Source organism: Pseudoalteromonas sp. Angola-7 (assembly GCF_028599255.1).
Lineage (GTDB): Bacteria > Pseudomonadota > Gammaproteobacteria > Enterobacterales > Alteromonadaceae > Pseudoalteromonas > Pseudoalteromonas atlantica.
In genome coordinates this window covers 76,168-98,289 of the sequence record NZ_JAQREL010000009.1, presented here as the reverse complement: position 1 = coordinate 98,289, position 22,122 = coordinate 76,168, and the positions used below count along the sequence as shown (strand labels likewise).

17 protein-coding genes are annotated in these 22,122 nt (G+C 40.3%); 12 read left to right on the top strand and 5 right to left on the bottom strand.

Annotated features, from left to right (window positions below; genetic code table 11):
• Nucleotides 1-89: 89 nt before the first annotated feature.
• Nucleotides 90-545 carry a hypothetical protein gene (locus PSH50_RS13240; RefSeq protein ID WP_004587628.1) on the top strand — a complete coding sequence of 152 codons (456 nt, stop codon included), beginning with the start codon at nt 90-92 and terminating at the stop codon, nt 543-545.
• A gap of 193 nt (nt 546-738) precedes the next feature.
• Here PSH50_RS13240 and ppx read toward each other — a convergent pair whose 3' ends face one another.
• The 3 genes from ppx to PSH50_RS13225 form a co-directional block, all read right to left on the bottom strand.
• Nucleotides 739-2,226: an exopolyphosphatase gene (ppx, locus tag PSH50_RS13235; protein ID WP_138611625.1), complete on the bottom strand. Its 1,488-nt coding sequence runs from the start codon at nt 2,224-2,226 to the stop codon at nt 739-741.
• On the bottom strand, nt 2,219-4,306 hold the full coding sequence (ppk1, locus tag PSH50_RS13230) for a polyphosphate kinase 1 (RefSeq protein ID WP_256846222.1): 2,088 nt from the start codon (nt 4,304-4,306) through the stop codon (nt 2,219-2,221). The genes ppx and ppk1 overlap by 8 nt, the downstream gene beginning before the upstream one ends.
• A 178-nt stretch (nt 4,307-4,484) precedes the next feature.
• Entirely contained in the window at nt 4,485-4,991 is a 507-nt protein-coding gene (locus tag PSH50_RS13225) for a glycine cleavage system protein R (protein ID WP_024031441.1), read from the bottom strand.
• A 657-nt stretch (nt 4,992-5,648) separates the two neighbouring features.
• Here PSH50_RS13225 and PSH50_RS13220 point away from each other — a divergent pair.
• The 7 genes from PSH50_RS13220 (at nt 5,649) to PSH50_RS13190 (ending at nt 14,289) form a co-directional block, all read left to right on the top strand.
• Nucleotides 5,649-7,883 (top strand): ABC transporter permease subunit, encoded by a 2,235-nt coding sequence (locus PSH50_RS13220; protein ID WP_273587529.1) that lies wholly within the window; start codon nt 5,649-5,651, stop codon nt 7,881-7,883.
• A 15-nt stretch (nt 7,884-7,898) separates the two neighbouring features.
• Nucleotides 7,899-9,548, top strand: coding sequence for a phosphate ABC transporter permease PstA (gene pstA, locus PSH50_RS13215; RefSeq protein ID WP_004587623.1), 1,650 nt, complete (start codon nt 7,899-7,901; stop codon nt 9,546-9,548).
• A gap of 26 nt (nt 9,549-9,574) precedes the next feature.
• Nucleotides 9,575-10,402, top strand: a complete 828-nt coding sequence (pstB, locus tag PSH50_RS13210; protein WP_004587622.1) for a phosphate ABC transporter ATP-binding protein PstB — start codon at nt 9,575-9,577, stop codon at nt 10,400-10,402.
• A 45-nt stretch (nt 10,403-10,447) separates the two neighbouring features.
• A complete protein-coding gene (gene phoU / locus PSH50_RS13205) occupies nt 10,448-11,149 on the top strand; it encodes a phosphate signaling complex protein PhoU (RefSeq protein ID WP_004587621.1) in 702 nt (233 codons plus the stop codon).
• A 150-nt stretch (nt 11,150-11,299) separates the two neighbouring features.
• Nucleotides 11,300-11,977: a TIGR00153 family protein gene (locus PSH50_RS13200; protein WP_004587620.1), complete on the top strand. Its 678-nt coding sequence runs from the start codon at nt 11,300-11,302 to the stop codon at nt 11,975-11,977.
• Nucleotides 11,978-12,017: 40 nt separating this feature from the next.
• Nucleotides 12,018-13,286: an inorganic phosphate transporter gene (locus PSH50_RS13195; RefSeq protein WP_273587528.1), complete on the top strand. Its 1,269-nt coding sequence runs from the start codon at nt 12,018-12,020 to the stop codon at nt 13,284-13,286.
• 82 nt (nt 13,287-13,368) lie between these two features.
• Nucleotides 13,369-14,289: a hydrogen peroxide-inducible genes activator gene (locus tag PSH50_RS13190; protein WP_004587618.1), complete on the top strand. Its 921-nt coding sequence runs from the start codon at nt 13,369-13,371 to the stop codon at nt 14,287-14,289.
• Between the two features lie 119 nt (nt 14,290-14,408).
• Here the strand turns inward: PSH50_RS13190 and PSH50_RS13185 are convergent, their stop codons facing one another.
• Both PSH50_RS13185 and PSH50_RS13180 read right to left on the bottom strand, forming a co-directional pair.
• On the bottom strand, nt 14,409-14,621 hold the full coding sequence (locus PSH50_RS13185) for a hypothetical protein (protein ID WP_024031438.1): 213 nt from the start codon (nt 14,619-14,621) through the stop codon (nt 14,409-14,411).
• Between the two features lie 187 nt (nt 14,622-14,808).
• Nucleotides 14,809-17,340, bottom strand: coding sequence for an EAL domain-containing protein (locus tag PSH50_RS13180; RefSeq protein ID WP_273587527.1), 2,532 nt, complete (start codon nt 17,338-17,340; stop codon nt 14,809-14,811).
• A 201-nt stretch (nt 17,341-17,541) separates the two neighbouring features.
• Here PSH50_RS13180 and queA point away from each other — a divergent pair, with 201 nt between their 5' ends.
• The 4 genes from queA (at nt 17,542) to secD (ending at nt 22,113) form a co-directional block, all read left to right on the top strand.
• Nucleotides 17,542-18,573 carry a tRNA preQ1(34) S-adenosylmethionine ribosyltransferase-isomerase QueA gene (gene queA, locus PSH50_RS13175; RefSeq protein WP_004587615.1) on the top strand — a complete coding sequence of 344 codons (1,032 nt, stop codon included), beginning with the start codon at nt 17,542-17,544 and terminating at the stop codon, nt 18,571-18,573.
• A 175-nt stretch (nt 18,574-18,748) separates the two neighbouring features.
• Nucleotides 18,749-19,873, top strand: coding sequence for a tRNA guanosine(34) transglycosylase Tgt (gene tgt, locus PSH50_RS13170; RefSeq protein ID WP_004587614.1), 1,125 nt, complete (start codon nt 18,749-18,751; stop codon nt 19,871-19,873).
• Nucleotides 19,874-19,898: 25 nt separating this feature from the next.
• Nucleotides 19,899-20,234 (top strand): preprotein translocase subunit YajC, encoded by a 336-nt coding sequence (gene yajC / locus PSH50_RS13165; protein WP_004587613.1) that lies wholly within the window; start codon nt 19,899-19,901, stop codon nt 20,232-20,234.
• Nucleotides 20,235-20,253: 19 nt separating this feature from the next.
• A complete protein-coding gene (secD, locus tag PSH50_RS13160) occupies nt 20,254-22,113 on the top strand; it encodes a protein translocase subunit SecD (protein ID WP_273587526.1) in 1,860 nt (619 codons plus the stop codon).
• The last annotated feature ends 9 nt before the right edge of the window (nt 22,114-22,122 follow it).

Sequence of the window (22,122 nt, the reverse complement as noted above, 5' to 3'; positions counted from 1 at the left end):
TATTTTTAATGCATTGTTTTTAATTGAGTTTATGTTGGCACGGTTTACGCAACCTATACCTTATACAGTCAACTTAGTAAGGAATGCACATGCAAGTTAAAACAATTAAAGAAGTGTACGATTGGACCGTTTTATTTCACACACAAATGGCGGCAAATTTTTACAGCGTTAAGGAGTTACTTGATGAACGTAACGCGATGCTAGTGGACTATTATTTAGATTATGAAAAAAAGTTAGCTGAAGACTTAGTTGGCTTTAAAGCAATTACAGAGATCAACACCTTAGATACTTACAGCTACGAATACTTTGCAGACAACCCCGAGTTAATTACGTTTAACGATATTAGCAAAGACCAAGAATTTGATGAAAAGGTGATTCAAAACTACCTCTCTGAGCAGCACAAAAAAGTAATCGAACTTTACGAGTACTTATTAGAGCGCGCTGAGACAGAAAACGGTAAAGAAAAGCTCGAGCAAATTTTAGAGCTTGAAAAGCAAGGCGTTAAGCAAATGATGCAAAGCTCAAACCGACATATGGATATGTAAACCTGATAAAATAACTCGGCTTTTATCTTTATAGGTAAAGCTTCAAACGCCCTTGGGTTTACCCCGAGGGCGCTTTATTATGTGTGCTTTACATGGGGTGTAAATAAAGCAGCAAGCTCACTTTAAAAAGCGCGTGTCGCAATTACATTACTTTAGAACAAACAATGTCACAGGCTTTAATAGCCTTATAAAATTAAACGCACTCAAACTGAATCCCTGCTTTTTTAAGATAGAGCTGCTCTTGCTCTAGGTCTGCTTGTAGCAATGTATGCTCTTGCAAATAGCTGTTACTAAACTTAATAAATAAGCCTAGGTTGCTTGCGCTTATTTCCATATCCGGCTTTAAGCTCACTTGGCGCTTTTGATTAAATAAAATGGCTAAGCGTAAAATAACAATCAGTTTAAGCACATGCTTTTGAGAAATAGTTAAAAACTCTGGCAGCTCTGTCAGTTTAATTTTTTTACGATAAAAGCGTATAAGTGAGCTTAAAATAAGTTGCTCTTGCTGCGTAAAACCGGGCAATTGACTATTCGCCACTATATAAGCGCTGTGTTTGTTAATCCCCGATGAGTTAATTGATAAACCAATTTCGTGTAATTTTGCTGCCCACGTTAACAAAGCAATATCGTCGTTATTATCTAAATGCCATACATTTTTTAACTGTTTATAGAGCCAAATAGCCGTATCAGCAACACGCGCTGCATGCGCTTTATCAGCGGTGTAGCGCTCACTTAAATTATTAATGGTGTTTGAGCGAATATCTTTATCGGCCAGCTTTTGCTGCATTTCGTGCAGCAACCCTTCGCGCAACGAAAAATCGCTGTAGGTCAGCTCTTTAATGGCAAACTCTGTAAATATCGCAATTAAAATTGCTAAACCACCACATATGCTTTGTTGGCGCTCGGGTGTAAGCCCTGCAATAGCTAAGTTATCAATATGTTTAGCACTAATAAACTGTTGTTTTAACGCGAGTAAATCGTCGTAAGTGATGTTAGGTTGTTGCGGATTTGTGGCGCTTATCATCGCTAAAATTGACTTTATAGTGCCCGACGTGCCAATTACTGTTTGCCAATTTTCGCTTACATAATTAGAAAAAATGGCTTCAAGCTCTTGCTCGGCTCTTATTTGCGCTTTGTTAAAGCGTTTGGCCGTTATTTTTCCATCGCTAAAAAACTGCTTTGTAAAGCTAACGCAGCCCATATTACGGCTAGATAAAAGCTTATGCTTAAAATGTTTACCTATTATAAGCTCGGTACTGCCACCGCCAATATCGATCACTAAACGGTTTTCTTCATTATGAACATAATGCGCAACGCCCTGATAAATAAGGCGCGCTTCTTCTTGACCTGCAATTACATCAATATGAAAAGGAAACACAGCGCTAGCTTGGGCTAAAAAGGCGTTAATATTTTTAGCGCGCCTAAAAGTGTAAGTGGCAGCTACCTTTACATTACTTGCGGGGAACTCATGTAAGGTTTTAGCAAATTGCTTTAGTACCACGAGGGCGCGGTCTATTGCAGCTTGGCTTAAGCGAAATTTATCATCTAACCCATCGGCTAAATAAACGCGTTGTTTTTCTTTGTGCAAAATTTGCAAAGTGCCGTTTACTTCTCGGGCAACCACTAAATGAAAGCTGTTGGAGCCTAAATCAACTGCGGCTATTGAAGGGTGATCATTCATTATAATAAGTGTGTTCCCATTTTTTTAGATAATCGTAAATTGCTATCTGCGAGCGAATTTTTTTACGGTTACCCCTTCTTACATAAGCGTTTTTTTGCTCGCTATCAATAATGCGTGCTTTGGTGCGGTCTTTAAATTGTAGCTCTAATATATCAACTATAAGGCGTTTTAACTTAACATCCAAAATAGGAACACCTACTTCAACACGATGATCTAGGTTACGTGTCATCCAATCAGCAGAGGATATAAATACTTTTTCATCGCCATTGTTGCCAAATACCATTACGCGAGGATGCTCTAAAAAGCGATCAACAATACTAATTACCTTAATATTATCGCTAAGTTTAGGCACGCCAGGGATGAGCGAGCACATGCCACGTACAATAATTCTAATTTTAACGCCGATTTGACCAGCTAGGTAAAGCCTGTCTACCAGCTCTTTATCGACGAGGTTATTTATTTTTACCGTTATTTTGCCTGGTTTGTTGTTTTTAACATGGTCAATTTCGTTATTGATTAAATTAAGCAGCGTTTCACGGGCATTAATTGGCGAAAGCATTAAGTAGTCAAATTTGAACGGTTTATAACTGCTTTCAATAAATCTAAATACGCTGTCGCTTTCTTCACAAATACCAGTGTGGCGAGTAAATAGGCTAAAGTCAGTGTAAATTTTGGCTGTTTTTTCATGGAAATTACCTGTGCCAATATGAGCATATTTTACTATTTGGCCTTTTTCTTTACGGTGCACCACACATAATTTGCTGTGCACTTTTAGTGCGGGTATACCAAAAATTACTTTAATACCTGCACTGCTTAGCACCTTTGCCCATTCAATATTATTCTGCTCGTCAAAACGTGCTTTTAGCTCAACCATAACGGTCACTAATTTACCGTTTTGTGCGGCATTAATTAACGATGAAATCAGCCTAGATTTGCTCGCTACACGATAAATATTAACCTTTATTTGCGTAACCTTAGGGTCGAAGGCCGCTTGGCGCACATATTCAAGCACATGATTAAAAGTATGATAGGGGTAATACAGTAAAATATCTTGCTCGCTAATAGCGTCAAATACACTGGCATGTTTATTAAACGCACTACTTTGCAATGCTGGGAGGGGTTTGTTTTCTAAATATTGGCGCCCTACATTAGGAAACGTTATAAAGTCTCTAAAATTACGATAACGCCCCCCGGGGATTAACGCATCATGATGCGTGACACCGAGGCGCTTTTTCATCACTTTTAGCATGTTTTCAGGCATGGCTTGATCGTAAACCAACCTTACTGGCTCAGCATAAATACGTTGTTTTAACCCTTTGGACATTTTATCAAGTAAGCCAGCCTCTAGCTCGTCGTCTAGGTTGTACTCTGCATCGCGAGTTAATTTTATTGCATAACCGGCAATGCTTTTATAAGAAAAAAAGCTACTAAATACATCGTTTAAAAAGTAAGTAATGACATCATCAAGCATTACAATAGTTTTATGACGGCGGGTTTTTTCTGGAGGCAGGTTTATAAAGCGATCAACCCTGTCGGTGGGTACCTCAAGCATTGCGTAATAACTTTTTTCATCACTCATTTCTACAAACAAGTAGGTCATGGTGTCGTTTATATAGGTAGAGAAGTCTTTGTTCTCGTTTAGCAAAATAGGAGAGGTATGTTGAAGAACGTGATCATGAAAGTAATTTTTTAACCAGTTTAAATGAAACTCACTGAGCTCATCAGGGCGACTAACATGAATGTTATGATGGTTTAAGTCTGTTAATACCTGCTGATGTATGTGGTTAAATTTTTTACCTAACTGGAGTACTTTTTTTTGTATCTCACTAAGCAGTATTTCGTCTTCTTCAAAATTAGCATCGGGGAGTTTATTTAATAAAATTCGGCGCTTTACATCAGCAACACGTACTCTAAAAAATTCATCTAAATTATTAGAGAAAATGCCCAAAAAACGCATGCGCTCAATAATCGGATTATTTTTATCTTTAGCCTCTTGTAGTACACGCTCGTTGAATGACAGCCAGCTTAATTCTTTTGCAAAATATTCAGTTGTTTGAGGGGGCTCTATATGGGCATTCATATCTATTCCGTTATCAGGATATGTTTCAAATTTAATTTGGGGCTGTGCGTGCGCTTATGAGGCTTACAATGTAAAAAGCGATAAAAGTAGTAATAATCAGCCCTTTTTACTCAAACATACGCCAGTTAGATGACATAAAAATGACTACCATGTCATTTTTATGTCAACGGCGTTTGGGCTATGCCTCTTCAATATCTACAATTAAATCACTGGTAATCGATTCAAGTGCATCAATAACTTCTTCTTTATTCATACCACTGGGTAAGGTTACAGTCGCTACGGCACTAAAAATAGGCACTCCCCAATTTGGCGCACTTTGTTGCCTTGAGTTTAAGTGAGTAATGCTAGCGCCTTTGTGGCGTATTACACTTGCCAGCTCCTGCACAATGCCCGGGCGGTCATTGCCAGTAATGACAAAATTTATTTGCTCTTTGCTACTTGGCTCTACTTCTGTGTTGCCAGTTTCAATCCGTACGTCGAGTTTAGGTAAGGCATTTAATGCGTTTTGCAATGCTTCAAAGTGCTCTTGCGCTACTTCTACCTGAATAATGCCGGCAAAGTGGCCTAGTAAGTGGCTTAAATTACTGCTCAGCCAGTTACCCTTATTTTGCAAGATAACCGATGAAATACTTTCTACTAATCCGGGCCGGTCTTGCCCTAAAATGGTGATCACCAACTGCTTCATAAATAGCTCTCTCTAAGCCTGAAAATGTAAATGCGTAGGCATTAAGTGTTTATAACGTTTCTATCATTGTAGTGGGTAATATAAACCCATAAAAAACTAATTGTTTATTATTACTTATTTGTGTCTTTATCGTTGAATTTTTTAACTTTAGCGCTGCGGTCTGGTTTCGTTATACATAGATTTAGTATTGTCTGCGTTAAATTGTTTGTCCAATAAAAGCACAAATTAGTTCCCATAAGAAGATAAACTCACACTGAATTTATTAACAATTTTATAGCACTTTTGATAATAAGTGTCATTTATGAACCATAACATTTATTTTTTCCATGCTTTGAGCGCTATGCACTTTATTTAACCATAAAAGTGTTAACAACTAATGCGCCATAAAAGCATAAATTTAGTCATCTCCAGCAGGGCAGTAAAACGCGTTATTAAATAGCTAAATAGGCACTAATTTAGGGCATTTATATTAAATATTTCCCTTTTTTTGTATCGATTTATGTTGTGGCATATCAGTGAGTAACAATTAAGCAAGCGCTGTCATTAGAAAAAAGGACTGATTTTAAAGCGTTTAGGCGGGTATTTATTACATCTGTAACATTACTGTCATCTTGATGAAATATAATTTGCGCAACGACAGAATTAAAGGGTGTTTTGATGACTTCCAATCCGAATAAGCCGACTTTAAATACGGATCGAAGCCGTCTATTTAAAGACCGGTTTGCAAAGTGGGGTATTTCCGCAGGCGGAGTAATGGTATTAATAGCATTGTTATTAATATTCTTTTACCTTCTTTATGTAGTACAACCAATTTTTGAATCAGCAAAAGTAGAAAAACGTAACAGTTTTAACGTTGCTAATGCTGAACAAATTGTGGGCTTAGGTGTTGAGGAGCAAACTGAGGTTGCTTTTTTACTCTCTCAGCAAGGAAAGGTAGATTTTTATAGTGTGCAAGATGGCAGCTTTGGTAAAAAGCTTAAAACATTAAGCGCCGAGCTACCTAGTGATGCATCAAGCTTTGCAAACAGTGCGCCGTTTCAGGGGCATTATGCGTTTGGTTTAGAAAATGGCTCAGTGGTGCTGGTAGCACCTAAGTTTTTAGTTACTTTTCCTAACAACGAAAGAAAGCTAACGCCACGTTTAGATTATCCACTTGGCAAAATGGCATTAGAAGTTGACGAGCAAGGTGCTGCCATTAAGCGTTTTGCATTTAGTCATTACGAAGATAAAACAGCCGTGGTTGCTTTAACCGAAGACAAACGCGTTTTATTTAGCAGCTTTGTTGCTGAAGAAAACATGTTTACCGGTGAAGTAGAATGGGTAGTTGAGCGCACTGAGCTTAATATTGAAGGCCGTGTTGATGAGCTTCTAATTTCGCCAGACACCACCCGCACATTTGTACGTTCGGCAAATCAAATTTATGTTTACGATACACGCTACCCAAGCGAAGTAGAGCAAATTCAGCTGCTTTCGGCTAACGAAGAAAGTGCTAACTTAGTGTCTGCGCAGCTACTTGCTGGTGCTAACTCACTCATGCTTGCAAACGATAACGGTGAAGTATCGCAGTGGTTTGAAGTAAATACAGACAGCGGCCGTGAGTATCAAAAAATTCGCTCGTTTGAAACAACTAAACAAACCAAGCTGAACATTTTTACCGAGTTTTATCGTCGAACTTTCTTCACTACAAGCAGTAATGGTGAGCTAGGTGTGTATTACACCACAAGTGAGGCAAAACTTTGGCAAGGTAAAGTAAGTGATGGCGAGATTAAAAACTTTGCTATAGCTCCGCGCTCAAATGCTGCCCTTATTTTAGCCGATAACCAACTAACCGTATTAGAAATTCATAATGAGCACCCAGAGGTTACCTGGTCTGCGCTTTGGCAAGAAGTGTGGTACGAAGGTTACCCTGAGCCTGGTTATATTTGGCAATCTACATCAGCAAGTGATGACTTTGAGTCTAAATTTTCTTTGGTTCCTATTTCGTTTGGTACGTTAAAAGCAGCGCTTTACGCCATGCTATTTGCAGTACCCATTGCGCTTTCTGCCGCTATTTACACCGCTTACTTTATGTCGAGCGAGCTGCGTAAAGTGGTAAAGCCAACGGTAGAAATTATGGAAGCCCTCCCGACTGTAATATTAGGCTTTTTAGCAGGCCTGTGGTTAGCGCCACTTATAGAAGAGCACCTACCTGCTATTGTCGGCTTATTGATTTTATTACCGTTAGGTGTGCTAGCAACAGCACTAGGTTGGACTAAGTTACCAGCGAGTATTCGCCATAAAATCCCTGAAGGGTCGCACTCTATTTTACTTATTCCGGTTGTATTATTTATAGGCTGGGTATCGTTTGCAATGAGCGAAACAGTAGAGCTTTGGATGTTTGACGGCAATGTACGTCAATACCTAACCAATGAGCTTGGTATGACGTTTGACCAACGTAATTCATTAGTGGTGGGTATTGCGATGGGCTTTGCCGTTATTCCTACTATATTCTCGATTGCAGAAGATGCCGTATTTAGTGTTCCTAAACACTTATCAAATGGCTCACTAGCACTTGGTGCTACGCAGTGGCAAACGCTAGTACGTGTTGTACTACTTACAGCAAGCCCTGGTATTTTCTCTGCTGTAATGATGGGACTTGGCCGTGCAGTAGGCGAAACCATGATTGTATTAATGGCAACAGGTAATACGCCAATTATGGATTGGAGTATTTTCCAAGGTATGCGTACGCTTGCAGCAAACATTGCGGTAGAAATGCCTGAATCAGAAGTAGGCAGCTCGCACTATAGAATATTATTCTTAGCAGCATTTGTACTATTCATATTCACCTTTATTTTCAACACAGTGGCTGAGTTTGTTCGTCAGCAACTGCGTGAAAAATACAGCTCAATGTAAGTGGAGAGACACGACATGGTAAAGCAGTGGTTTAAGTCTGGTTCTCCTTGGATTTGGATGACAGGTGGTGCGGTAAGCATCAGCTTAATTTCAGTTCTCGGTTTATTAGCAATGATAGCTTGGAAGGGATTAAGCTTTTTCTGGCCATCAGAGGTAGTTCAATTTGAGCTAGAAGGGTCTATTTCAAAACAAACCATAATTGGTGAAGTTTACGACCGAGAACTTGTGCCTACAGCGCGTTTAGCTGCAACAGGTATTGATGTATCAGATTTTAATAAAGACGAAGTTGAGCGTTTACTTATAAAAACAGGTAACCGCGAATATGTAGATTTAGATTTTCGTTGGATATTAGAAACCGATATTACTGAGCAAAGTACACCGGCTACGCTTGCTGTATTTGAGCGCAGTAAAAACGGTAACTTTTATGGCTACATAGAAGGTGTAATTAAAGATGGAAAGCCGGTTACTGGCGATAAAATCGAAACCTTACATGAGCTAGTAGAGCGTGCGGTTGATTTAAACGACGAAGCGCTTGATTTACAAAATGGCGACATCGGTCATATCAACTACGAATTAGAGCGTCTTCGCTTACAAGAAAAAGCGTACCTACTTGATGACGAACTAACCGATGAGCGTGTTGCTGAGCTTGCTCAAGCACGTGCCGAGTTACGTAACGAATACGCAGTACTTGAAAAAGAGTTATTTGCACTGCGTAAAAAAGCCAAACGTGACCAAGTTTTAGTTAAGGACATGCGTGGTGAAGTAGTCACCATTCCACTGTATCAAGTGCTTGATGTTTGGTTGCCTAACGACATGGGCTTTTTCTCAAAATTAGGTCATTACTTTGTGCAACTGGGTAAGTTTGTATCAGACGACCCACGTGAAGCAAACACCGAAGGCGGCGTATTCCCTGCTATATTTGGTACAGTATTTATGGTTATGCTAATGGCCGTTATTGTGACCCCATTTGGTGTTGTTGCTGCAATTTACTTACATGAGTACGCAGCTAAAAATGCAGTAACTAAGATGATTCGTATTGCGGTAATTAACCTTGCCGGTGTACCGTCTATTGTTTACGGTGTATTTGGCTTAGGCTTTTTTGTTTACATGTTAGGTGGTAGCCTTGACCAACTGTTTTACCCAGAAGCTGCGCCTACGCCAGTATTTGGCACGCCAGGTGTTATGTGGTCTGCGCTTACATTAGCTATTCTTACATTACCGGTTGTTATTGTATCAACCGAGGAAGGTTTATCGCGTATTCCTAGTACAGTGCGTGATGGTTCATTAGCGCTTGGTGCAACCAAAGTTGAAACCTTATGGCGTATTATTATTCCTATGGCAAGCCCAGCAATTATGACGGGTTTAATACTTGCAGTTGCTCGAGCGGCCGGTGAAGTTGCGCCGTTAATGCTCGTAGGTGTGGTAAAAATGGCCCCTACGTTACCACTTGATGGCAACTTCCCTTATTTTCACTTAGATAGAAAGTTCATGCACTTAGGCTTTCATATTTATGATGTGGGCTTTCAAAGCCCGAATGTTGAAGCGGCACGCCCGCTGGTATACGCAACGGCCTTCTTATTAGTGTCGGTGATTATTACCCTCAACATAACAGCGATAGGCATACGTAACCATTTACGTGAAAAATTCAGATCGCTTGAACACTAATTAGTAAAGAATTATAGGTAACAAACATGATTACAGTCGCTCCACAAGTAAACCAAGCTAACAAAAGCTTGAAGTTAGACTTAGAAAACTTAACTGATGACCAAAAAGCGTTAGAGATTAAGGACCTTGATCTTTACTATGGTGAAAAGCAAGCGCTTAGCAAAGTAAATATGAATATTCCGAAAGGCCAAGTTACGGCGTTTATCGGCCCGTCGGGTTGTGGTAAATCAACGCTATTGCGTTGTATTAACCGCATGAACGATTTAGTTGATGTGTGTCGTATTGAAGGTGAAATATTACTTCATGGCCAAAACATTTACGATAAAAGTGTAGATGTAGCCGCGCTTCGTCGTAACGTGGGTATGGTGTTTCAGCGTCCTAACCCATTTCCTAAATCAATTTATGAAAATGTGGTTTATGGCCTACGCTTACAAGGTATTAAAGAAAAGCGTAAGCTAGATGAAGTGGTAGAACAATCACTTCGCGGTGCGGCTTTATGGGATGAAGTAAAAGACAGATTACACGATAGTGCATTTGGTCTATCGGGTGGTCAGCAACAGCGTTTAGTTATTGCCCGTTCAATTGCGATTGAACCTGAAGTACTATTACTTGATGAACCAACATCGGCACTTGACCCAATTTCTACTTTGGTTATTGAAGAGCTAATTAACGATTTAAAGAACAAATTTACCGTTGTTATTGTGACACATAACATGCAACAAGCAGCGCGTGTATCTGATCAAACGGCCTTTATGTACATGGGCGAGTTGATTGAATACTCAGACACAAATACCTTATTTACAACGCCAAGCAAAAAGAAAACGGAAGACTACATTACAGGCCGTTACGGCTAGTCGTATACGTTTTAGTGTTGTAAACGAATTTAAGAGAAGGTAATTATGGAACATAATATAAATAAGCATATTTCTGGGCGCTTTAACCAAGAGCTAGAAAATGTTCGTAACCATGTACTTAACATGGGTGGCCTAGTTGAGCAGCAGCTAAGCAGTGCATTAGATGCAGTAAGTCGTAATGATGCTGAACTGGCACAAAAAGTACGCCAGAACGATTACAAAGTAAATGCGATGGAAGTTAGCATTGATGATGAATGTACGCGCATCATTGCTCGTCGTCAGCCTGCAGCGAGCGATTTACGCTTAGTAATAGCCATTGCAAAAACGATTGCCGATTTAGAGCGCATTGGCGATGAAGCAGAGCGCATTGCTAAAGTGGCTTTGGATTCATTTACTAAAGATCAGCAAGATTTATTAGTGAATATTGAAAACATGGGTCGCCAAGTTTTAAAAATGCTACATGATGTACTTGATGCGTTTGCACGCATGGATGTACAACGCGCCTTTGAAGTACATAAAGAAGATGCAAAAGTTGACCGTGAATATGAAGCAATCACACGTCAAATTATGACTTACATGATGGAAGATCCACGCTCAATTCCTAAAATTATGGATTTAGTATGGTCTGTACGTTCATTAGAGCGTATTGGCGACCGTTGCCAAAATATTGCGGAATACATTATTTATTTTGTTAACGGTAAAGATATTCGTCATACATCTCAAGAAGATATAGAAAAATCGTTGTAGGTTTTTATCTATCATTCTTTTTTATTAAAGCGGCTTAGTGCCGCTTTATGCATTGTTAGCCATGATGAAATAATAAAAAGCGTTCACAATCGCGGCTAATACTGTAAAATTCATGCTGCAAAGCATATCAATTTGATTAAAGGGTCAGTTATGCCTACAAACGCGTTTTTAGGAGTATTTGCAAAATCTCCTATCAAACCAATGGAAGAACACATCAAGAAGGTTCATCAAGCAAGTAAAGCCTTGATACCTTTTTTTAATCACGTATTTAAAGAAGAGTGGCAGCAAGCAGAAGAGCTTCGCTTAACTATTCGTAATTTAGAGCGTGAAGCTGATGATATGAAAAGAGATATACGCTTACAATTACCGCGTGGTTTATTCATGCCGGTAGAGCGTACAGATCTGCTCGAACTCGTAACTCAACAAGATAAAATAGCAAATAAGGCTAAAGACATTGCAGGGCGCGTAATTGGCCGTGAAATGACAATTCCTAGCGCTATGCAAGCAGACTTTTTAGCTTATCTAACACGTTGTGTTGATGCGACTAAACAAGCATCAAAAGCAATTAATGAGTTAGAAGAATTGTTAGAAACGGGCTTTAAAGGTCGCGAGGTGACTTTAGTAGAAAAAATGCTCGTAGAATTGGATGCCATAGAACAAGACACGGATGAAATGCAAATTAAAGTACGCCGCCAACTACGCGATGTAGAAAGCGAGCTAAACCCAATTGATGTTATGTTTTTATACAAAATAATTGAATGGGTTGGCGAACTTGCAGATATTGCAGAGCGCGTAGGATCACGTCTTGAGCTGATGCTAGCTCGTTAATTTATAAAAATCAGTTCAAACGAAAGATTAAGGTTACACAATGGATATCATTGCATCTTACGGCACGGTATTAGTTTTAATTGCCGCAGCAGTCGGCTTTTTTATGGCTTATGGTATTGGCGCGAACGACGTTGCTAATGCGATGGGTACTTCGGTAGGTTCAAAAGCGTTAACAATTAAACAAGCAATTATTATTGCTATGATTTTTGAATTTGCTGGTGCTTACTTAGCAGGTGGTGAGGTTACATCAACAATCCGTAAAGGTATTATTGATGCTGCGCCTTTTGCTGCTCTCCCTGATTTAATGGTTTTAGGTATGATCTCTGCACTTTTTGCAGCGGGTACTTGGCTATTAATTGCCTCATTTTTAGGTTGGCCTGTTTCAACAACTCACTCAATTATTGGTGCAATCATTGGTTTTGCATTAGTTGCAGTGGGTACAGAGGCTATTCAATGGAATAAAGTAGGTGGTATTGTAGGTAGCTGGATTATTACACCTGCTATTTCGGGCTTTATTGCTTACTTAATCTTTATGAGTGCGCAAAAGCTGATTTTTGATACTGATGCACCACTTAAAAACGCAAAACGCTTTGTACCTTTGTACATGGGTTTAGCGGGCTTTATTATGGCGCTAGTAACAATCAAAAAAGGCTTAAAGCATATAGGTATTAACCTAGGCGCTACTGAAGGTTATTTAATTGCGATCGCAATTGCTCTGATTGTGGCTATTATTGGTAAAATTGCGATTTCACGTTTAAATATCGACCCTAAAGCCGATAAACAAATGCAATTTAATAACGTAGAAAAAGTATTTGCGGTATTAATGGTATTAACAGCGTGTTGTATGGCGTTTGCGCATGGCTCAAACGATGTAGCGAATGCAATTGGTCCACTTGCTGCGGTTGTGAACATTGTTGAAAGCAACGGTGAAATTGCTAAAAAAGCGGCTATTGCTTGGTGGATTTTACCACTAGGTGGTTTTGGTATTGTTGCCGGTCTTGCTATTTTAGGTAAAAAGGTAATTAAAACGATAGGTGAAGGTATTACTCACTTAACGCCTAGCCGTGGTTTTGCTGCCGAATTAGCTGCTGCGTCTACCGTTGTTATTGCATCAGGTACAGGTATGCCAATTTCTACTACACAAACCTTAGTTGGTGCGGTATTAGGTGTAGGTATGGCACGTGGTATTGCTGCACTTAACATGGGTGTTATCAGAAACATTGTAGTTTCTTGGGTAATTACATTGCCAGTTGGCGCTGCCCTTGCTATTGTTATTTTCTACGTACTAAGAACCGCGTTTGGGGTTTAACAAAAAAGTACTCAAAGACTTTTAGCTTGAAAAGATCTCAACGCCCTAGGTGTTGGGGTCTTTTTATTTGTGGAAAGAAAAAATGACCAACCTACCAAGTATTAAACAGCTACAGTATTTATTAGCTGTACATCAGCACCAGCATTTTGGCCGTGCAGCAAGTGCGTGCTTTATTGGGCAATCTACTTTAAGCAGTGCAATTCAAAACCTTGAAGAAACACTCGGTTGTCAGCTAATTGAGCGAGAAAATCGCAGCCTTATGTTTACCAGTATTGGTGAAGAGGTCGTGGAGCGCTCTCGTAAAATTATTAACGATACAATTAGTTTAAAAGAGCTAACCAAAAGCTTTTTAACGCCACTCAGTGGTAAGTTAGTGGTAGGGGTTATACCCACTATCGCCAGCTTCATAGCGGCGCCTTTGTATCACTTTTGTAAGCAAACCTTTTGTGATTTAGAGTTGGTACTTGTTGAAGATACCAGCGACAAGTTATTAGATAAGCTTGAACACGGCCATATTGATTTAGCCTTATTAGCCTTACCGTACCAAACGGAGAAGTTTCATACTCAAGTATTGGCTAAAGATCACTTTAGTTTAGTGCACCATAAAGATTACAGCCCTGCTAAAGGCGTTGAAGACTTTAACTTGCTACCCGATGCTAGTGTATTTTTATTAGAGCGAGAGCATTGTATGACGGGGCATGCATTGAGTGCGTGTCATCTAAACCGCTCAAGCTGTATTAACCCTTTTGAAGCTGCAAGCTTACATACCTTATTAAGCATGGTAGAGCATCAGTTAGGGGTTACATTTTTACCGCAAATGGCGATTAATGCGGGCATTCTTAAAGATAAAAACATGATAGCTACCCCATCGCAAGGCGATGCCTACAGAGATATAGGCATACTGTGGCGTAAAACAACAGGAAGAATTCGCGACTTTAAGTTATTCAGCCAACAGCTAGAAGTGTTTTTGGCTCGCCAATGTAGCTTAGACTTTGAGAGTTAAGCCTATTTACCTTTAAGGTTAAAGTGCAGCAGTAATATGTTGCTTTTGGTAAACAAGGTTTGTGCAGTGTGGTTATTGGCCACTATTAAGCACCAGCGTAGCATAAACAAAACAGCAGCCTACAAGGGCTGCTGTTTGCTATGTGTTTGGCTTTCAAAGGGTTCTAGTTCGGGTAGAAAAAGCAAGTAAATCCAAACCACTACATTAAAATACGGGAGTAGGCCTAAAGTAGCGAATACGCCTACTGGGTAGCCCTTTAGCTGCGCGTACCGATAGCACTGATACGCAATTACACAATGTATTACGAGAAGTAAAATAATCAACTGCGCCATACCTTCCTCCTTAAACCTGACAAGCTTTAACCTCTATGTAATTGCTAGTCATGTATGCTTATAGGTAATGTCATGTTTTTATTGTTAAATCATCAAAATAACAAGACATTTACTAAGTGGTACGTAAAGTATAGGCAATAAGTGCAATAATGATAGTAATAAAATGCTTAAAACTGTTTAAAAATGTTTAGCTGGCGCTAGTGTGTTGTTGGATAAAAGGTTTCTTCTGGTAAATAATTTTAAGCGTCGATTGTACTTTTTCTACAGGCACAGGACGGGCAATAAAATAGCCTTGTCCGTAGTCAACACCAATCTCTTTTAGTGCAAAAAATATCTCTTCGCTTTCTACGTATTCTGCCACAGAGCGCTTATCAAGGGAGCGGCTTATATCGTTAATGGCCTTAACCAGTGCTAAGTCAATGGGGTCGTTAATCATGTCGCGTACAAACGAGCCATCTATTTTTACATGCTGTGCAGGTAACTGTTTTAAATAGTTAAATGTACTAAAGCCTGTACCAAAATCATCAATAGAAAAATGACAGCCTAAACTGTTTAGTTTTTCTATCATTTTACGGGTGGCTTTTAAATTGTTAACTGAGGCTGACTCGGTAATTTCAAAAATAATACGCGAAGGCGGTACGTGGTATTTTTCTAGGCTCGATTCTATATGTGGCAATAAGCGCTCATCTAAAAATGACTGAGCAGAAAGGTTAATAGCCACTTGGTTTAAATCTGGGTGTTCAGCCACGCTAGCAATGGCATTGCGAATAACACATTGGTCCATTAAAAAGGTGTCGTTTAGCAGCTCAAGAGAGGGAATAAATTGATTAGGGAAAATAAGTTTATCGTCTACTTTTAAACGCAGTAACGCTTCAAAATAAGCCACTTTATTGGCTTTAAAGTCCCATATTGGCTGATAGTGCAGCTCTACATTATCTTGCTGAAGTGCTTGTCGAATCTCATGGCCCCACTCAAGCCCGGTTTGCAAGGTGTTATTTTGCGCATCTTCTTTTGAGTAGCAGTGGACTAGGTTACGGCCTAAACTTTTAGCAATATATAAGGCTATATCGGCTTGCTTGAGGCATTCACTCGGGTCGTAATTTTTAGCCGTTATTTGCGTTAAGCCAATAGAGCAGCTAATTGAATATACTTGGTCTTCAGATTTAAACTCGTGCTGTTCAATCGCGCTACAAATACTCTCTGCAATTAGGTGAGCGTCAAGCAGCTGCGTATTTTTTAAAATAACAGCAAATTCGTCACCGCCTATTCTACACACTAAATGTTTAGCGCTAATGTTTGCTTCAAATAATTGAGCTACATCTTTTAGTACAATGTCGCCTTGTTGGTGGCCTTTGCTGTCGTTAATTATTTTAAAATGATCTAAATCGATGTAAATAAGTGCGTGCTCTACATCACCATAGGTGTGCTTGGTTTGGCATATTTTATTGAGTTGTTGATCAAAATAATAACGATTATGTAAACCTGTTAGCGTATCGTGCAGGGCTAAGTGGCGCAGCTTTAATTCAGCTTGTTTACGCTCGTGTATGTTGTCGATTGTGGCAGTAATGGTGGCATTATTGCGGCTGTTTTTTATTAGCTGTAAGCGGCATTCCACCCAAATCTGATTGCCATTTTTATGATTAAGTTGAATCTCGACCTGCTGCTGGTGCATGCCGCCATTAAGAATATCGTTAATGGTCGTATTTAGTTTTACTTGGCATTCATCAGAGCAATAATCGATTAATGATTTTTGCAAAGACGATTTAACCCCAAAGCCACTTAGTGTTTCCCAAGCAGGATTGATAAAGCGAATTTTACCTTGTTGGTCGAGCTCTAAAACCACCGTATTTAAATGCAGCAAAATGCGTTGGTGCGCTGAAAAAAGCTCTTTGTAGCGTACTTCGCTAATACTTAACTGTTCAACCTTTTGGGCAAACTCAGCATAACTAACCATAAAGTCTTCACGGCGCGCAGCATGGTCACATACTTTATTTAAAAACGACGGGTCATATGGCGCTCTTATAAAGTCGGTAACGCCGGATAGCAGCAGCTGCTCTGCATAGTCGGCATCGTTATTATCAATAATAGTTACAATGGCTTGTTTAGGGTTATGTTGCAGTATTTCTTCGACTAAAACACTTGAAGTATCAGCGCGCGACGCGGTTGCATCAAGCAGTACAATGGCAAATTGTTGTTGGTTGTAAGCGTTTAAAGCACTTTGGCTTGAGGTCACATGGGTAATGGCAAAATTGAGCTTAAGTTGCTCTGCTATTTCATCGGCTTTTTGCGCTATTGGTTCAAGCAAGAGTAAATTAAGGCGGCTGCTTTTTTCTAAATGCGTAGACAGAACATTGGCCAGCACCTGCGGCAGCATATCTTGGTGCTCAAAAGGCAGTACGGCATCTATGCCATAACTACGAGCAGTGGTTTCAGCTATACGCTCACAATAAATAGGCGGAATAAGTAAAATTGGGGTGTTTTTTGGGGTGTTAAGTAAGCCTGAGCGGATCATGCGAGAAAAACGCCAACCATCTATTTTCCCCACGCTTAAGCCCGTAATAATCATGTTTACTGGCTGCTTTTTTAACAGGGTGAGTGCATCTAGGCTATCTGCGGCTTCAATAAATTCAAATACGTTTAAGTACTCTAAAGTGGCCCGTATAGTGCGGCGTTCTTCGCTACTTGCGTTTAGAATGAGCAACTTCAGCTTATCTGCCACTTTTTTATAACCCCAAAACTAAACCATCATTATTAAGGACAGTAAGAATAATGATATTTACCAATAAGAACAAGATTATTTAAAGTAGTTACTCAAATGTATCTAAAATAGGGTGAATCCTCTCAACTGTGGTAGATATCTTGAGCTTAGCCGAGGATAGATATACACTTGGCGCGATTTTAATGATGTGGAATACCGACTATGCGCGTGGCTGACTTTAGCTTTGACTTACCTGATGAATTAATTGCTCGTTTTCCTAAACAAGACAGAACCAGCAGCCGTTTACTAACCCTAGATGGCCCAACTGGCAACGTTGAACACAAAGTGTTTAGCGACCTACTTGATTTAGTAAACGAAGGTGACTTATTAGTATTTAATAATACCCGCGTTATTCCTGCCCGTATGTTTGGCCAAAAAGCCTCTGGCGGTAAAGTCGAAGTACTTGTAGAGCGTGTAGTTGATGAACACCGCGTACTTGCCCATGTAAGAGCAAGTAAGTCGTTAAAGCCTGGTAACGAAGTTATTTTAGAAGGAAAAGCCAAAGCGACAATGATTGCGCGTCACGATACGTTATTTGAGCTTGAATTTGATCGCAGCCAAAATGTACTCGATATTCTAAACGACATTGGCCACATGCCTTTACCTCCTTACATTGACCGCCCAGACACCGAAGCTGACCGCGAGCGTTATCAAACCGTTTATGGCGAAAAGCCCGGTGCAGTAGCAGCGCCTACAGCAGGGCTGCATTTTGACGATAAGCTAATGGCGGCATTAAAACAAAAAGGCGTAAACATGGCGTTTGTTACGCTACATGTTGGCGCAGGTACGTTTCAGCCGGTGCGTGTAGAAAGCGTAGATGAACATGTCATGCACTCTGAATACATTGAAGTACCTGATGAGGTGGTTCACGCTGTTGCTAATACAAAAGCTAACGGTGGCCGTGTTATAGCTGTGGGAACTACTTCTGTGCGCTCGCTGGAGTCGGCAGCAAAAGTACACGGCGGTAAATTAGAGAGCTATTTTGGCGATACCGATATTTTTATTTTTCCGGGTTATCAGTTTAATGTAGTTGATGCCATGGTGACTAATTTCCACTTGCCAGAATCAACCCTCATAATGCTAGTAAGTGCCTTTAGCGGCCAAGATAACATTATGGGCGCGTACAACACGGCTATAGAACAAAAGTACCGCTTTTTTAGCTACGGCGATGCGATGTTTTTAACACGTAAATAAGCACGTTTTTATCCGGTACCGTTTTTAAAAGCCCAGCTCGCACGCTGGGTTTTTATTTGCCTGCGCTAATACGCAGTGAATTTAGCGCAGCTAATAGTAATAACGGGGCAAAAAGGGTAGAATCGAGCGGTTAAATTATAGCTTGTTGGACTGTTTTTCCGACATTGAGGATGATATGAAATTTGAATTAGACCGCACCGACGGAAAAGCGCGCCGCGGCCGCTTGATTTTTGACCGTGGTGTAATAGAAACGCCTGCATTTATGCCAGTAGGTACTTACGGTACTGTTAAGGGCATGACCCCAGATGAAGTTAAAGCCACAGGGGCACAAATTTGTTTGGGTAACACCTTTCATTTAATGCTACGCCCAGGTACTGAAATCATTAAACAACACGGTGATTTACACGACTTTATGAATTGGGACTTTCCAATTTTAACCGACTCAGGTGGTTTCCAAGTATTTAGCCTTGGTGCTATGCGTAAAATTACCGAAGAAGGCGTGTTGTTCCAATCGCCGGTAAATGGTGACCAAATTATGATGTCGCCTGAAAAATCAATGGAAGTACAGCGTGATTTAGGCTCAGATATCGTCATGATTTTTGACGAATGTACGCCATACCCTGCCACCGAAAAAGAAGCAAAAGACTCAATGGAGCTATCGCTTCGTTGGGCTAAGCGCTCTAAAGAAGGCCACGGCGATAACCCATCAGCCTTATTTGGTATTATCCAAGGTGGTATGTACCCAGAGTTACGTGCACAATCACAAAAAGGCCTAGAAGAAATTGGCTTTGATGGTTACGCATTAGGCGGCCTATCGGTTGGTGAGCCTAAAAACGAAATGATGAATATTCTTGATCATTGTGCGTACAAAATGCCAGAAGACAAACCGCGCTACTTAATGGGTGTAGGTAAACCTGAAGACTTAGTTGAGTCTGTACGCCGTGGTATTGATATGTTTGACTGTGTAATGCCTACCCGTAATGCACGTAATGGTCATTTATTTATTACCACAGGTACAATTAAAATTCGTAACGCAGTACATAAAACAGACACTGGCCCACTTGATCCTGAGTGTGATTGTCATACCTGTAAAAATTATTCGCGTGCTTATTTGCATCACCTTGATAAATGTAACGAAATTTTAGGCGCACGACTAAACACAATCCATAACTTACGTTACTATCAGCGTGTTATGGAAGGCCTACGCAATGCAATTAGCGAAGGTAAACTAGAAGAATTTGTTAGTGATTTTTATGCTCGCCGTGGCCAAGACGTGCCAGAGCTTGCAGATATAAATTAAAATTTAAAAATATAGAGGAAGTATTATGAGTTTATTTATTTCAAACGCACACGCCGCTGCTGGTCAACCTGCTGCAAGTGGTGGCTGGGAAATGCTAATTATGTTAGCTATTTTCGGTTTAGTTTTTTACTTTTTAATTTACCGCCCACAAGCTAAGCGTGTTAAAGAGCACAAAAGCCTTATGAGCGCGATGGCTAAAGGTGATGAAGTACTTACCCAAGGCGGTTTAGTAGGTAAAATTGTTAAAATTACTGAAGATAAAGATTTCATCGTGATTTCTTTAAATGAGCAAGCTGAAGTAACAGTACAAAAATCGGCAGTATCTGCTGTATTGCCTAAAGGCACAATGAAGTCACTATAAAAATAAAAAGGACATGCCTGTGTTAAACAAGTTTCCAATTTGGAAGTATTTACTTGTTTTAGCTGTGGTAGCCATTGGCCTTTTATATGCTTCTCCAAACTTGTATGGCCGCGATCCGGCCATTCAGGTTTCGGGGGCAAAAGGCGCAGATGTCGATCTCAGTGTAGTAGACAAAGTAAACGCAACCCTCAAACAACATAATGTAACAGCTAAGTCTACCGTGCTTGAAGGCGGCCAAGTATTAGTACGTTTTAAAAATGTTGAAGAACAGCTAAAAGCGCAAGACTTACTGCGTAATTCTCTTAGCGACGATTATATCTCTGCTATTAATATGGCACCTGCGCAACCTGCATGGTTAAAATCATTGGGTGGTAACCCTATGAAGCTAGGTCTTGATTTAAGTGGTGGTGTTCACTTCACCATGGAAATCGACATGGCAACCGCGGTAGATAATCAGCTAGAGCAAATGGAACAAGATTTTCGTAGCGACCTACGCGAAGAAAAACTTCGTTACCGTAGTGTTCGCCGCGTAGCGGGCTCTGAGCGTATGCGTGTAGAAATGCGTACCGAAGAAGATAAAGAGGCGGCTGAACGCTTTTTAGCATCGCGCTACCCACTAAACGTATACATTGATGATAGCAGTAACGATCGCGCATTTTTTGCCACTATGAGTGAGCAAAAGCTTAAAGAAATACGTGACTACGCTATTAAGCAAAACGAAACCATTATTCGTAATCGTATCAACCAAATTGGTGTTGCAGAGCCTAACGTACAGCGCCAAGGTGCTGAGCGCATTATTGTGCAACTACCAGGTGTACAAGATACAGCACGCGCTAAAGAAATTTTAGGTGCAACGGCCACGCTTGAATTTCGTGAAGTAGACGAAAACGCAGACCCAAGTGCTGCTGCTCAAGGACGTATTCCTGCGGGCACAGAAATGATCATGAGCCGTGATGGCTACCCTGTGGTACTTAAAAAACGTGTCATTCTTGAAGGTAGCCATATCACTGGTGCACAATCAGGAAACGACGAATATCAGCGCCCACAAGTAAGCATTACCTTAGATAGCAAAGGCGGGGCAAAAATGAATGCCTTTACCAAGCGTGCTATTGGTAAGCGCATGGCAACGGTATTTATTGAATACAAGCCATCGGGTAAAAAAGATGATGACGGTAAAGCACTTCCACCTATTAAGGTAGAAGAGGTTATTAACGTTGCGACTATTCAAGCTCGTCTTGACCGCTCATTCCGTATTACAGGTATTGATAACCCAGCCGAAGCCCACAACTTAAGCTTACTATTACGCGCCGGTGCATTAGTAGCGCCAATTCAAATTGTTGAAGAGCGCACAGTAGGCCCAAGCTTAGGTCAAGAAAACATTGAAGCTGGTATGACAGCTGTAGCCCTTGGCTTTGCGTTTGTACTTGCCTTTATGCTTATTTACTACAAAGGGTTTGGTTTAGTTGCCAACATTGCACTAGCAGCTAACTTAGTGCTTATTGTAGGTGTAATGTCGTTAATTCCAGGCGCAACTTTAACGCTGCCAGGTATTGCCGGTATTGTATTAACAGTGGGTATGGCGGTTGATGCTAACGTACTTATTTTTGAGCGTATTCGTGAAGAGCTGGCCGATGGCCGCAGCCCTCAACAAGCCGTTCATTTTGGTTACGATAGCGCCTTTAGTACTATTTTTGATGCCAATATTACCACTTTAATTGCTGCGGTTATTTTATTTGCAGTGGGCACTGGCCCTATTGCAGGTTTTGCCGTAACACTCGCAATTGGTATTTTAACTTCAATGTTTACAGCCATAGTTGGTACCCGTGCGGTAATTAACTTATTTATTGGTGGTAAGCGCATTGATAAACTTTCAATTTAAGGAGCGGAC